Genomic DNA, 12334 nt, shown 5'->3' with positions numbered 1-12334 from the left:
TAGCCACTCGGCTCACTGATGTCCAGACCAGGTTTCCGGAGACCGGCAACAGGCCCTTCCCTACTCGTTCAACCAACACGCCGCGTCCCTGCGTACACAGAGCGCGTATGAGTACTGCCCTCTTCGTGGTCGATCCATGCCTCGGATCTCGGATCGAGCCGCCGACCTCACGACGGGACTGAGAATTGCGCGCCGTCGGCCGTTCGTCAAGGCCCCGTGCTCCGAGCGGATCACCTCCGGACCCCGCTTCGGGACAACGAAGATCACCCTACTCCCCAACGAGACCAGGGCAAGTCAGGCACTGCGGATACGCCAAAGGGCGACCACCCTTACGGGTGATCGCCCTTTGCAGAGGCCGTCAGACGGCCTCAGAGGTGTTACTTGACCTCGACGCCCGCACCGGCGGCCTTGAGGGCCTCGGCGGCCTTGTCAGCGGCCTCCTTGTTGACCTTCTCGAGAACCGGCTTCGGGGTGCCGTCGACGAGGTCCTTGGCCTCCTTCAGACCCAGGGAGGTCAGCTCGCGCACGACCTTGATGACCTGGATCTTCTTGTCGCCGGCGCCGGTGAGGATGACGTCGAACTCGTCCTTCTCCTCGACCTCGGCAACGGCACCGGCGCCCGGGGCACCCGGGGCGGCAACGGCGACGGCCGCGGCGGCGGTGACGTCGAACTTCTCCTCGAAGGCCTTCACGAACTCGGAGAGCTCGATGAGGGTCATCTCCTCGAACTGGGCGAGGAGGTCGTCCTGAGAGAGCTTCGCCATGATGGGCGATCCTTCCACTAATTCGGCAGGTGCCGGATGTATAGAGAGGCGGGCGTAACGGCCCGCTACGACCCACGCACTAGGCGGCGTGGATCAGTGCGCGAGCCGAATTACTCGGCACCGCCCTGCTCGGCGAGCTTGACGCGAAGCGCTTCCGCGGTGCGGACGAACTTCGACGGCAGCGCCTGGAAGAGCGAGGCAGCCTGGGACTGCTTGCCCTTGAACGCGCCGGCCAGCTTGCTGAGCAGAACCTCGCGGGACTCGAGGTCCGCGAGCTGCTTGATCTCATCGGCGGTCAGCGCCTTGCCGTCAAGGACACCGCCCTTGATGATGAGATTCGGGTTCTCCTTGGCGAAGTCACGAAGACCCTTGGCCGACTCCACCGGGTCACCGGTGATGAAGGCGGCACCCGTCGGACCAGTGAACTGGTCGTCGAGCGAGGTGATCCCGGCGTTGTTAGCCGCAATCTTGGTCAGCGTGTTCTTCACCACGGCGTACTGGGCGTTCTCACCGAGCGAACGACGCAGCGTCTTGAGCTGCGCGACGGTGAGACCCCGGTACTCGGTCAGCACAACGGCGTTCGAGCTGCGGAACTTGTCCTCAAGCTCGGCTACGTCGGCAGCCTTGTCGGGCCTTGCCATAGAGCGTCGGCCTCCTTCCGGGTGATGAGGACCGCTCAGAAGGGCCGTACATACAAAACGCCCCGGCGCAGGCGCCAGGGCGTAGCTCGACCGGAAGAAATCCGGGAACATTCCACAGTCACCTGCGCGGGTCGTCCGCAGTAGCGGATCCTTCGGCCACCGCACCCTCCGGGCACGGCAACGACCAGCGGTCTTTGGCTTCTGGTGAAGCGTACGCGAATCATCCGTTGCAGAGCAAATCCGCCCGTACGGCGGATCCGCTCCACACGTTCTGCCTGGTCAGCCCTGGTCGGTCCCGGAGCCGGTGCCCGAGCCCTTCATCATTTCGGCGAGGTCCACGACCTGGTCGGCCGACGGGGCGGTGATGTCGACCGGCTTGTTGTAGTCCACGAACGTGATCGTGATGTCCATCGGGCCGCTGGTGCCCTCACCGCGGGTGCGGACCCGCTTGGTGTGGTCGCTCTCGTCGATCCACATGTCCACGTCCAGGCTCTTGATGCCCTCGTCCTCCAGCTTCCGGACGGACTTCTCCCGGCGCTCCTTGGCCTCGGGCGTCTCGGAGGCGAGCGAGGCCCGCATCTGCTCCGTGGTGACGGTCCCGCGGACGTGCTTGGTCTTCACGCCGTCGACGGTCTCGTCGCCCACGGTCTTGAGGTCCTTGGCCGCCAGCAGCTGGTCGGCCCGGTCCCCCGGGTTCTCGCCGGAACTGTTCACCCCGCCGCCCGCGCTCTCCAGCTTCTTCGCGGTCGCCGGGTCCATGGCCTTCATGTCGAACTTCAGGTACTTGCCCTCGGAGCCGAGGAACATGGCCCCGTCGACGAGCCGGAGGTCCACCGACCCGGCCTGGGCGCCCTGCGTGGCCATCTTCATCGACATGGCCACGGACGGCTTGATCCGCATGGACACCTCGCCTGAGAGCTGCTGCCCGGCGGTGGTCCCGGACATGGTGTAGCGGAGGGAGGTGATCTCCTCGGACTTCTTCTTGGCCTTCTGCAGGTACGCGGCCGGGGTCGCGTCCGCGGCGCCCTGGGCCGCCGGCGCGGACGGGGAGGCCTGTGCGGCCGGCGTGGCCGCCGCCTTGCCGCCGTCCGCCTTCTTACCCTCCTCGCAGGCCGTGGTGGCCCCGCCCACGAGCAGTACGGCGGCCAGCGCGGCTCCTGCGGTCTTCTTGCGGTACGTCAGCATGGAGTCCCCACCCCTGGTGTGATCGATAACCGTATGACCATACGGCCTGTATGCCGCGGACGCTCCTGGATAAGGGGCGTCCGACCGGCACCGCCCCCGGGGCAGAAAAAACGGGCCCTCCGCTCCCCGGAGGGAGCGGAGGGCCCGTTCAGCCACTCAGGCGAGCCGTGAGGCTCAGACAGCAGCCGGGTCTTCCTCGACGAGGAGGTTCCGGGTGCGGTTGGAGTCCAGCATGATGCCGGGGCCCATCGTGGTGCTGAGGGCGGCCTTCTTGATGTAGCGGCCCTTGGCGGCGGACGGCTTCAGACGGATGATCTCGTCCAGAGCGGCGCCGTAGTTCTCGACCAGCTGCTCATCGGTGAAGGAGACCTTGCCGATGATGAAGTGCAGGTTCGAGTGCTTGTCGACGCGGAACTCGATCTTGCCACCCTTGATGTCGGTGACAGCCTTGGCGACGTCCATGGTGACGGTGCCGGTCTTCGGGTTCGGCATGAGACCACGCGGACCGAGCACGCGGCCGAGGCGGCCGACCTTGCCCATGAGGTCCGGGGTCGCCACGACGGCGTCGAACTCGTTGAGGCGGTTGCCCTTGGCGATCTCGTTGATCAGCTCGTCGTCGCCGACGATGTCGGCGCCGGCGGCTTCCGCGGCCGCAGCACGGTCACCGGTCGCGAAGACCAGGACCCGGGCGGTCTTACCGGTGCCGTGCGGGAGGTTCACGGTGCCGCGGACCATCTGGTCGGCCTTGCGCGGGTCGACACCCAGGCGGAAGGCAACCTCAACGGTGGCGTCGAACTTGGTGGTGCTGGTGTCCTTGGCGAGACGGACGGCCTCGAGGGGAGCGTAGAGCTTCTCCCGGTCGACCTTGGCGTCCGCAGCGCGGAGAGTCTTGCTGCGCTTCACTTCTGCTCCTGTGTAAGTGCTTCAGGCATGGAGTCGTGGTACGGGCCAGCGCTTGGCCCTACCACTGGGGAACTGCGAGGGGCTGGATCAGCCCTCGACCGTGATACCCATCGAACGGGCGGTGCCGGCGATGATCTTCTCGGCGGCGTCGATGTCGTTCGCGTTGAGGTCGGGCATCTTGATCGTGGCGATCTCACGGACCTGGTCACGCGTGAGCTTCGCGACCTTGGTCTTGTGCGGCTCGCCGGAGCCCTTCTCGATGCCGGCGCTCTTCAGGATGAGGCGCGCGGCCGGCGGGGTCTTGGTGATGAAGGTGAAGGAACGGTCCTCGTAGACCGTGATCTCCACCGGCACGACCATGCCACGCTGCGACTCGGTCGCGGCGTTGTAGGCCTTGCAGAACTCCATGATGTTGACGCCGTGCTGACCGAGCGCGGGGCCGACCGGCGGAGCCGGGTTGGCCGCACCGGCCTTGATCTGGAGCTTGATAAGCCCCGTGACCTTCTTCTTCTTGGGAGGCATTGCTCTCTCCGGGTCCTAGTGAGAGTTTTCAGCCGTCCTTCCGGTCATCCGGATGGAGGCATACCGCACCACGATAACGGGTATCAGTGCGGGGCTAAAAACCGAGCAGGTCAGACCGCCCTTCACGGGCTGGTCTGACCTGTTTCGGAAGCGTTGAATCCGGAAGATCAGTTCTTCTGGATCTGGTCGAAGCTCAGCTCGACCGGGGTCTCGCGGCCGAAGATCTCGACGAGGCCCTTGACCTTCTTCGAGTCCGGGTTGATCTCGTTGATCGTCGCCTGCAGCGTGGCGAACGGGCCGTCGGTGACGGTGACCGAGTCGCCGACCTCGAAGTCCAGGACCTCGATGGTGCGCTTGACGGCGGGCGCGGGCAGGCCGGCCTCTTCGGCAGCCTGCTTGGCGGCCTTCTCCTGCGCCTCGGGGGCGAGCATCTTGACGATCTCGTCGAGGGTCAGCGGGTACGGGTCGTACGCGTTGCCGACGAAGCCCGTGACACCCGGGGTGTTGCGGACGACGCCCCAGGACTCGTTCGTCAGATCCATGCGGACGAGAACGTAACCGGGCAGCTTGTTCTGCCGGACGTTCTTGCGCTCGCCGTTCTTGATCTGGACGATCTCTTCCTCGGGCACCTCGGCCTGGTAGATGAACTCCTCGACGTTCAGCGAGACGGCGCGCTGCTCGAGGTTCGCCTTCACGCGCTTCTCGTAGCCCGCGTAGGTGTGGATCACGTACCACTCGCCGGGGAGCAGGCGCAGCTCCTCGCGGAGGGCCTGGATGGGGTCGACGGGCTCGGCCGGAGCGGCTTCCTCGGCGTCCTCGACCTCGGTCTCGGTCTCGGCCTCGATGTCGCCCTCGTCCTCGGCGTCTTCGTCGGTCTCGGCGTCTTCGTCGGTCCCGTCGGTGTCGGCTTCGGCGTCGACCTCGTCCTCGACGTGCAGCGCGGCTTCCTCGGCGGCGATGCCGGCCTCGGCATCGGCGAGCTCGACCTCGTCGGGGTCCACAGCGTCCGCCGCCTCGACGATGTCGAGCTCGTCCTCGACGGACTCGACGGAGTCGTGGCTCACGTTCAGGTTCGGGTCAGACACGGTGGCTGCTTCTTCCTGGATACAAAAGGTGGTCGAACATGCGAAAACGGGCGGCACCCATCAAGGCGCCGCCCTCCGCGGGGATCAGCCGAAGACGAACTTGATGGCTTCCTGGAACCCATAGTCAATCACGGTCACCAGACCGATCATGATGACGACGAAGACAATCACCACGGTGGTGTACGTCGAGAGCTGGTTACGGGTGGGCCAGACGACCTTGCGGAGTTCCGCGACGATCTGGCGGTAGAACAGCGCGAGGCGCCCGAGGGGGCCCTTCTTTCCGCGCTTGCCGCCCTTGCGGGCCTTCTTCTCGCGAGAGTCGCTGTCGGCGTCAGGCATGTCGATGGAGCCCAGGGCGTCCGTCACGTCTCTCACCTGAATCCGGGTCGTGGCCGTTGCCGCGCCCGGTTGCGCCGCACGGCGTTGCATCGAAGTACGTACCTGCGCACACATCCGAGAAGGAGTGTGAAGCAGGGCCGGAGGGACTCGAACCCCCAACCGCTGGTTTTGGAGACCAGTGCTCTACCAATTGAGCTACGACCCTTTGTTGCGTGCCCCAACCTACCGCATCCGGGCGAGTGCACGGAGTGCTCACGCTCTGGGGCGGCTGTTGAGGACCAACGACAGGTGAGTGTACGTGGTCCGGGCCCTGACGTCGAACAGAAGACATCCGGATCTGCTCCGTCCGGTGACTGAAACGGTGTGCCGCCCCTCTCGCACGTCTGGGACGATTGGCCCCATGACCTCTGCAACGCCTTCCTCCGAGCGCCGGGTGTCTGCCCGCATCGGCGCCATTTCCGAGTCCGCCACCCTCGCCGTCGACGCCAAGGCCAAGGCCCTCAAGGCCGCCGGCCGCCCGGTGATCGGCTTCGGCGCGGGCGAGCCCGACTTCCCGACGCCGGACTACATCGTCGAGGCGGCGGTCGAGGCCTGCCGCGACCCGAAGTTCCACCGCTACACCCCGGCCGGCGGCCTGCCCGAGCTGAAGAAGGCCATCGCCGCCAAGACGCTGCGCGACTCCGGCTACGAGGTCGACGCCTCCCAGGTCCTGGTGACCAACGGCGGCAAGCAGGCCATCTACGAGGCCTTCGCCGCGATCCTCGACCCGGGCGACGAGGTCATCGTCCCCGCCCCGTACTGGACCACCTACCCGGAGTCGATCCGCCTCGCCGGCGGTGTCCCGGTCGAGGTCGTCGCCGACGAGACCACCGGCTACCGCGTCTCCGTCGAGCAGCTCGAGGCCGCGCGCACCGAGCGCACCAAGGTCGTCCTGTTCGTCTCCCCCTCCAACCCGACCGGGGCGGTCTACAGCGAGGAGGACGCCCGCGCGATCGGCGAGTGGGCCGCCGAGCACGGCCTGTGGGTGCTGACCGACGAGATCTACGAGCACCTCGTGTACGGCGACGCGAAGTTCACCTCGCTGCCCGTGCTCGTGCCGGCCCTGCGCGACAAGTGCATCATCGTCAACGGCGTCGCCAAGACGTACGCCATGACCGGCTGGCGCGTGGGCTGGGTGATCGCCCCGCAGGACGTCGTCAAGGCCGCGACCAACCTCCAGTCGCACGCCACCTCCAACGTCTCCAACGTGGCCCAGGTCGCCGCGCTGGCCGCCGTCTCGGGCAACCTGGACGCCGTCGCCGAGATGCGCAAGGCCTTCGACCGCCGCCGCCAGACGATGGTGAGGATGCTCAACGAGATCGACGGCGTCTTCTGCCCGACCCCCGAGGGCGCGTTCTACGCGTACCCGTCGGTCAAGGAGCTGCTCGGCAAGGAGATCCGCGGCAAGCGCCCGCAGACCTCCGTCGAGCTCGCCGCGCTGATCCTCGACGAGGCCGAGGTCGCGGTCGTCCCGGGCGAGGCCTTCGGCACCCCCGGCTACCTGCGCCTGTCGTACGCCCTGGGCGACGAGGACCTGGTCGAGGGCGTCTCCCGCGTCCAGAAGCTCCTCGCGGAGGCCAAGGCCTAGGCCGGCGGCGCTCCCGCGGCCAAGTCCCGAGCGGCGGCTCCCCCGGCACGGGGAGCCGCCGCTCGGGCGTTTCCGCGGCACCCGGGCCCGTTCTGCCGTTCGGGCAAGCCCCCGAAAGGCAAAACCCCCTCCCGCCAGGCGCCGCGGTACGGCAGGATCACCGGATGGAGCACGTACGCGATCTCACGCTTCTGCCGAAGGCCCACCTCCACCTGCACTTCACGGGCTCGATGCGCCCGTCGACCCTGCTGGAGCTCGCCGACAAGTACGGCGTCCGCCTTCCCGACGCCCTGACCGCCGGGGAGCCGCCCAAGCTGCGGGCCACCGACGAACGCGGCTGGTTCCGCTTCCAGCGGCTCTACGACGCCGCCCGAAGCTGCCTGCGCGAGCCCGAGGACATCCAGCGGCTGGTCCGCGAAGCGGCCGAGGAGGACGTACGGGACGGCAGCGGCTGGCTGGAGATCCAGGTCGACCCCACCTCCTACGCGCCCCTCCTCGGCGGGATGATCCCGGCCGTCGAGATCATCCTCGACGCCGTCGACCGCGCCTCCCGCGAGACCGGTCTCGGCATGCGGGTCCTGATCGCCGCCAACCGCATGAAGCACCCCCTCGACGCCCGCACCCTCGCCCGCCTGGCCGTCCGCTACGCCGACCGCGGCATCGTCGGCTTCGGGCTCTCCAACGACGAGCGCCGCGGCATGGCCCGCGACTTCGACCGGGCCTTCGCCATCGCCCGCGACGGCGGCCTGCTCGCGGCCCCGCACGGCGGCGAGCTGACCGGCCCGGCCTCCGTCCGCGACTGCCTCGACGACCTGCACGCCTCCCGCATCGGGCACGGCGTACGCGCCGCCGAGGACCCCCGGCTGCTGAAGCGGCTCGCCGACCGGCAGGTCACCTGCGAGGTCTGCCCCGCCTCCAACGTGGCGCTCGGGGTCTACGAACGGCCCGAGGACGTGCCGCTGCGCACCCTCTTCGAGGCCGGGGTGCCGATGGCGCTGGGCGCGGACGACCCGCTGCTCTTCGGGTCCCGGCTCGCGGCCCAGTACGAGATCGCCCGCCGCCACCACGCCTTCACGGACGCGGAGCTCGCCGAGCTGGCCCGCCAGTCGGTGCGCGGGTCGGCAGCGCCGGAGGAGGTCAAGAACAAGCTGCTGGACGGGATCGGGCACTGGCTCAACGGGTGAGCCGCAGGTCCCCTTCGTGACAGTCGGCCCGGACCCGGTGGCCGTCGGGGAAGCCGATCTCCAGGTGGGTGCGCCCCTGTTCGGGCAGCGCGAACTCGGCGACCGATTCGACGGTCTGGCCGAGGTGGCGCAGGAAGGGGTGCTCGCCGAGGTCCTCACCGACCTCGACGCGGCCCCATTCGCCCAGGTCGTACGGCTCGTGGGGCTCCGCGCACTCGACGATGAGGCACTGGTCCGACCCGGTGGTGATGCGGGTGCATTCGCCGGCGCTGTCGATCAGCCAGACGTCGAGCGGAGCCTCGGAGCGCTCGCCCTCGCAGATGTGCCAGGACGCGACGACCCGGCGGATCTCGCGCCCCACCAGTCGTGTGGGGTCCGTGCCGGCCCCGTGCTGGGGGCAGTGCATGTCAGATGCTGACGCCGACCGTCACCGGCTCGTTGACGAGGGTGACGCCGAAGGCCGCGTGGACGCCCGCGACGACCTCCCGGGCGAGGGTCAGCAGGTCCTCGGTGGTGGCCCCGCCCCGGTTGGTGAGGGCGAGGGTGTGCTTGGTGGAGATGCGGGCGGGGCCGCTGCCGTAGCCCTTGGTGAAGCCGGCCTTGTCGATCAGCCAGGCCGCGCTGGTCTTCGTACGGCCCTCGCCGGCCGGGTAGGCGGGCGGGGCGGTGTCGGCGCCGAGGCGGTCCTGGACGCGGGCCAGGAAGGCGGCGTAGGCCTCGTCGGTCAGGATCGGGTTGTGGAAGAAGGAGCCGGCGGACCAGGTGTCGTGGTCGGCGGGGTCCAGGACCATGCCCTTGCCCGCGCGCAGGCGCAGGACGGTCTCGCGGGCGCGGGCGGCCGGGACGCGGTCGCCGGCCTCGACGCCGAGGGCGCGGGCCGTCTCGGGGTACTTGATCGGCGCGGAGAGGCCGCCCGCGTCCTCCAGGGCGAACCGCACCCGCAGCACGACGTAGCGGTCGGGCTGGTCCTTGAAGGTGCTGTTGCGGTACCGGAAGGCGCACTCGGCGGCGCTCAGGGTGACGGTCTCACCGGTGGTGCGGTCGTAGGCGACGACCTCGGTGATGGTGTCGCAGACCTCCTGGCCGTACGCCCCGACGTTCTGGATCGGGGTGGCACCGGCCGAGCCGGGGATACCGGCGAGGCACTCGATGCCGGCGAGCCCGGCCTCGACGGTGCGGGCGACGGCGTCGCTCCAGTTCTCGCCGGCCGCCAGTTCGAGGGTGCTGCCTTGGAGGGTGAAGCCGGTGGTGGCGATGCGCAGGGCCGTTCCGGCGAAGCCCTGGTCACCGATGACCAGGTTGCTGCCGCCGCCGATGACCAGGAGCGGCGTGCCGCTCTCGTCCGCGGCACGGACGGTTTCGATCACCTCGGCGTCGGTGGTCGCGGTGACCAGCCGGGCCGCGGGGCCGCCGAGGCGGAAGGTGGTCAGCGGGGCGAGGGGGGCGTCGTGGAGTTCCTGCACGTGGACAAGAGTACGGTCCGTCCCCCTCGCGTTCCGGCGGGGCACTCAGTGGCCCTGCTCCCGCTCCGCCAGACGGCGCTCGGCCTCGGCCCAGCTGACGGGCAGCTGCGAGGCGGGGACGGTCCAGAAGGTGAAGGCCGATTCCTTCATGTACGCGCTGGCCGCGCGGGAACTGGAGCGGTGCGGCTCGCTGCCGGCGAAGCGGTACAGCGCGGCCCGGTCCTCCCAGGCGGAGAGGGTGAGGAAGGTCCGGCCGAGGACGCGGGCACGGAGGGCCACGCCGTGGGCGCCGGGGGCCTCGCGGATCTGGCGGACGATGCCGGGCGACTTGAGGAAGAACCTGAGGGCGCCGGAAAGGGTGGCGGTCTCGAACCGGGAGGCCATGACGTAGACCTCGGCGTCGGGGGCCGCCTGGGTGGGCGTGGACCAGGGGATGTCGGGCATGACGGGGTCTCCTTCGCGCGGATCAGCCGGCCCGCACGGGGGCCGGGGCGGTGACGGTGACGGATTCCGGGCCGGCGGCGGGGGCCTTCGCGCGGCGCGGCAGCAGCAGGGCGAGCACGGCGGCCAGGGCCACCGCGGTGGCGCCGGTCCACAGGGCGGGGACGGTGCCGTCGGTGAAGGCCTGCGGGGTCTCGTAACCGCCCCGGGCGGCGAAGACGGAGGCCAGGACCGCCACCCCGAGGGCGCCGCCGACCTCGCGCAGGGCGCTGTTGGCGCCGGAGGCCCGGCCCTGGTCGGCGGGGGCGACGGTGGACATGAGCACGTGGCCGGCGGGGGCGAAGTACAGCGCCATGCCGATGCCGCTCAGGACCAGCGCCGGGAGCTGGGCGGCGTACGAGACGTCCGTGCTCAGGATCACCGCGAACCAGCCGAGACCGAGCGCCTGCAGGGCCAGCCCGGTCACGACGACGGGCCGGCCGCCGATCCGGTCGGACAGCATCCCCGCGATCGGCGCGACGACGACCGCCATCCCGGTCCAGGGGAGCATGCGCAGGCCGGCCTGGGTGGGCGAGTGGCCGGCGACGCCTTGGAGGAACTGGCTGAGCAGGAAGATCGACCCGAACATGCCCAGGTACATCAGCAGGCCCGCGAAGTTGATCCCGAAGAAGCCGCGGTCGCGGAAGAGCCGCATGGGGAGCATCGGGTCCGCGCTCCGGAAGCCGTGCCCGACGAAGCCCGCGACGAGGACGCCGCCCGCGAGCAGGGCGGACAGGACGGGGACGCCGGTCCAGCCGTGGGCGTTGGCGTTGACCAGGCCGTAGACGATGCCGAAGAGACCGCCGCTGATCAGGAGGGTGCCCGGGAAGTCGAGGCGGGCGTGCGCGACGGAGGACTCGGCGAGGCGCAGCCGGGCGAGCGGGATCAGGGCGAGGCCGATGGGGACGTTGAGCCAGAAGATCCACTGCCAGGAGATGTGCTCGGTGAGGCTGCCTCCGACGAGGGGTCCGCCGGCGACGGCCAGCCCGCTCACGGCTCCGTAGATCCCGAGGGCCATGCCCCGCCGCGCGGCCGGGACGGCGGCGGTGAGCAGGGTGAGGCTGAGCGGCATCATCACCGCCGCTCCCACGCCCTGGACGGCGCGGGCGGCGATGAGCTGGTCGATCCCGGGCGAGAGGGCGGCCGCCGCGGAGGCGCCGGTGAAGACCACGAGACCGGCGATGAACAGCCGCCGCCGGCCGAAGCGGTCGCCGAGCGCGGAGCCGGACATCAGCAGGACGGCGAAGGTGAGCGTGTAGGCGTTCACCGTCCACTCCAGGTCCTCCAGCCCGCCGCCGAGGTCGGCGCGGATCGCGGGGAGGGCGGTGGTGACGACGAGGTTGTCGAGGGCGGCCATGAAACTGGCGGCCCCGGTGAGCACGAGGGCCCAGACGGCGGGCCCGCTCAGCTTCGTCTCGGCGGCTTGCTGGGTCACGGTTTCCCCCTGAGGATTGTTGTTAGTTATTGCTGACTAACTTTCACGGGCAGAAAGAGACGGCGAAGCCGCGCGGGGCGGCACTACGCCTCGGCAGGCACCCCGGGCTGCTCGCCGGACTGCTGCTCGGGCTGCTCGCAGGTGTGGAACCCCTCCCAGATGCGGTGACCGGGCGGGAAACCCATCGCGGTGAGGGTGTTGATGAGCATTCCGTAGGCCATGAAGCCGGTCGTCTCCTTGACGTCCCCGCCGAGCGGCACCTGCACGGTGTCCCACAGCTCCAGCCAGCCGGCCCGTACGAGCTCCCCGAACTCCCGGTCGCCCGCCGCCTCGGCGGCGGCTACGGTGACGTACATCTGGAGCTGCATCTGGACGACCTGCGGGTCTTCGGTGATGTGCCGCTGGTAGGCGTCGGCCATGGCCTGCAGGGCCTCCGCGCCCCCGAGCCCCTCGGCCGCCCGGGCGAAGACCTCCCGGGTCCGCTCCATGCAGCGGGCGGCCGCCGCGAGGAAGATGGCCTGCTTCCCGGGGAACAGCCGGAAGAGGTACGGCTGCGACACCCCGACCCGCTTGGCGATCGCCTCGGTGGAGGTCCCGTAGTAACCACCGCGCGCGAACTCGTGAATCGCCGCGCGAATGACGCTCTCGCGCCGCTCGTCCGCACTCATCCTGACCACGCTTGTAAGTTAGTACTCAATCACAACCA

General features: G+C 69.5%; 14 protein-coding genes and 1 tRNA gene. 2 read left to right on the top strand and 13 right to left on the bottom strand.

The annotated features are described in order from the left end of the window. Positions 1 to 377: 377 nt before the first annotated feature. The 8 genes from rplL to ACZ51S_RS11360 all read right to left on the bottom strand — a co-directional run bounded on the left by rplL (position 378) and on the right by ACZ51S_RS11360 (position 5644). Positions 378 to 764 (bottom strand): 50S ribosomal protein L7/L12, encoded by a 387-nt coding sequence (gene rplL / locus ACZ51S_RS11395; protein WP_388934867.1) that lies wholly within the window; start codon positions 762 to 764, stop codon positions 378 to 380. 110 nt (positions 765 to 874) lie between these two features. Beyond that, complete coding sequence (gene rplJ / locus ACZ51S_RS11390) at positions 875 to 1405, bottom strand: 50S ribosomal protein L10 (protein WP_361606076.1); 531 nt, start codon at positions 1403 to 1405, stop codon at positions 875 to 877. Between the two features lie 279 nt (positions 1406 to 1684). Then, positions 1685 to 2590 carry an SCO4651 family lipoprotein gene (locus ACZ51S_RS11385; RefSeq protein WP_468960606.1) on the bottom strand — a complete coding sequence of 302 codons (906 nt, stop codon included), beginning with the start codon at positions 2588 to 2590 and terminating at the stop codon, positions 1685 to 1687. A gap of 174 nt (positions 2591 to 2764) precedes the next feature. After that, complete coding sequence (gene rplA, locus ACZ51S_RS11380; RefSeq protein WP_468479188.1) at positions 2765 to 3493, bottom strand: 50S ribosomal protein L1; 729 nt, start codon at positions 3491 to 3493, stop codon at positions 2765 to 2767. Positions 3494 to 3580: 87 nt separating this feature from the next. Next, entirely contained in the window at positions 3581 to 4015 is a 435-nt protein-coding gene (rplK, locus tag ACZ51S_RS11375; protein ID WP_007265885.1) for a 50S ribosomal protein L11, read from the bottom strand. A gap of 167 nt (positions 4016 to 4182) precedes the next feature. Continuing rightward, positions 4183 to 5100 (bottom strand): transcription termination/antitermination protein NusG, encoded by a 918-nt coding sequence (gene nusG / locus ACZ51S_RS11370; protein WP_468479187.1) that lies wholly within the window; start codon positions 5098 to 5100, stop codon positions 4183 to 4185. Between the two features lie 84 nt (positions 5101 to 5184). Further along, positions 5185 to 5466: a preprotein translocase subunit SecE gene (gene secE, locus ACZ51S_RS11365; RefSeq protein WP_468479191.1), complete on the bottom strand. Its 282-nt coding sequence runs from the start codon at positions 5464 to 5466 to the stop codon at positions 5185 to 5187. Between the two features lie 105 nt (positions 5467 to 5571). Further along, positions 5572 to 5644: transfer RNA gene (locus tag ACZ51S_RS11360), tRNA-Trp, on the bottom strand. Positions 5645 to 5839: 195 nt separating this feature from the next. Between ACZ51S_RS11360 and ACZ51S_RS11355 the strand changes: the two genes are divergently transcribed. Next, positions 5840 to 7066: a pyridoxal phosphate-dependent aminotransferase gene (locus tag ACZ51S_RS11355; RefSeq protein WP_468804133.1), complete on the top strand. Its 1227-nt coding sequence runs from the start codon at positions 5840 to 5842 to the stop codon at positions 7064 to 7066. 164 nt (positions 7067 to 7230) lie between these two features. Further along, on the top strand, positions 7231 to 8250 hold the full coding sequence (locus ACZ51S_RS11350; protein ID WP_388934886.1) for an adenosine deaminase: 1020 nt from the start codon (positions 7231 to 7233) through the stop codon (positions 8248 to 8250). Here the strand turns inward: ACZ51S_RS11350 and ACZ51S_RS11345 are convergent. The 5 genes from ACZ51S_RS11345 to ACZ51S_RS11325 all read right to left on the bottom strand — a co-directional run bounded on the left by ACZ51S_RS11345 (position 8240) and on the right by ACZ51S_RS11325 (position 12305). Beyond that, entirely contained in the window at positions 8240 to 8656 is a 417-nt protein-coding gene (locus ACZ51S_RS11345; protein WP_388934889.1) for a hypothetical protein, read from the bottom strand. The genes ACZ51S_RS11350 and ACZ51S_RS11345 overlap by 11 nt on opposite strands. Position 8657: 1 nt before the next feature. Further along, positions 8658 to 9758: a UDP-N-acetylmuramate dehydrogenase gene (locus ACZ51S_RS11340; RefSeq protein ID WP_468804131.1), complete on the bottom strand. Its 1101-nt coding sequence runs from the start codon at positions 9756 to 9758 to the stop codon at positions 8658 to 8660. After that, complete coding sequence (locus tag ACZ51S_RS11335) at positions 9759 to 10157, bottom strand: DUF3291 domain-containing protein (protein WP_468804130.1); 399 nt, start codon at positions 10155 to 10157, stop codon at positions 9759 to 9761. It lies immediately after the preceding gene. A 22-nt stretch (positions 10158 to 10179) separates the two neighbouring features. Further along, positions 10180 to 11628 carry a DHA2 family efflux MFS transporter permease subunit gene (locus ACZ51S_RS11330; protein ID WP_468479183.1) on the bottom strand — a complete coding sequence of 483 codons (1449 nt, stop codon included), beginning with the start codon at positions 11626 to 11628 and terminating at the stop codon, positions 10180 to 10182. Positions 11629 to 11711: 83 nt separating this feature from the next. After that, a complete protein-coding gene (locus ACZ51S_RS11325; protein WP_468479182.1) occupies positions 11712 to 12305 on the bottom strand; it encodes a TetR/AcrR family transcriptional regulator in 594 nt (197 codons plus the stop codon). Positions 12306 to 12334 lie beyond the last annotated feature (29 nt).

It is taken from the genome of Streptomyces sp. NPDC034043 (genome assembly GCF_055575675.1).
The sequence above is the reverse complement of the archived record's forward strand: the minus strand, read 5'-3'. Positions and strand labels throughout refer to the sequence as shown.

What these genes read in the sequence shown, in the direction of transcription:
- rplL (WP_388934867.1), bottom strand. Translation starts at nt 764, where the DNA reads ATGGCGAAGCTCTCTCAGGACGACCTCCTCGCCCAGTTCGAGGAGATG.
- rplJ (WP_361606076.1), bottom strand. Translation starts at nt 1,405, where the DNA reads ATGGCAAGGCCCGACAAGGCTGCCGACGTAGCCGAGCTTGAGGACAAG.
- ACZ51S_RS11385 (WP_468960606.1), bottom strand. Translation starts at nt 2,590, where the DNA reads ATGCTGACGTACCGCAAGAAGACCGCAGGAGCCGCGCTGGCCGCCGTA.
- rplK (WP_007265885.1), bottom strand. Translation starts at nt 4,015, where the DNA reads ATGCCTCCCAAGAAGAAGAAGGTCACGGGGCTTATCAAGCTCCAGATC.
- ACZ51S_RS11355 (WP_468804133.1), top strand. Translation starts at nt 5,840, where the DNA reads ATGACCTCTGCAACGCCTTCCTCCGAGCGCCGGGTGTCTGCCCGCATC.
- ACZ51S_RS11350 (WP_388934886.1), top strand. Translation starts at nt 7,231, where the DNA reads ATGGAGCACGTACGCGATCTCACGCTTCTGCCGAAGGCCCACCTCCAC.
- ACZ51S_RS11345 (WP_388934889.1), bottom strand. Translation starts at nt 8,656, where the DNA reads ATGCACTGCCCCCAGCACGGGGCCGGCACGGACCCCACACGACTGGTG.
- ACZ51S_RS11335 (WP_468804130.1), bottom strand. Translation starts at nt 10,157, where the DNA reads ATGCCCGACATCCCCTGGTCCACGCCCACCCAGGCGGCCCCCGACGCC.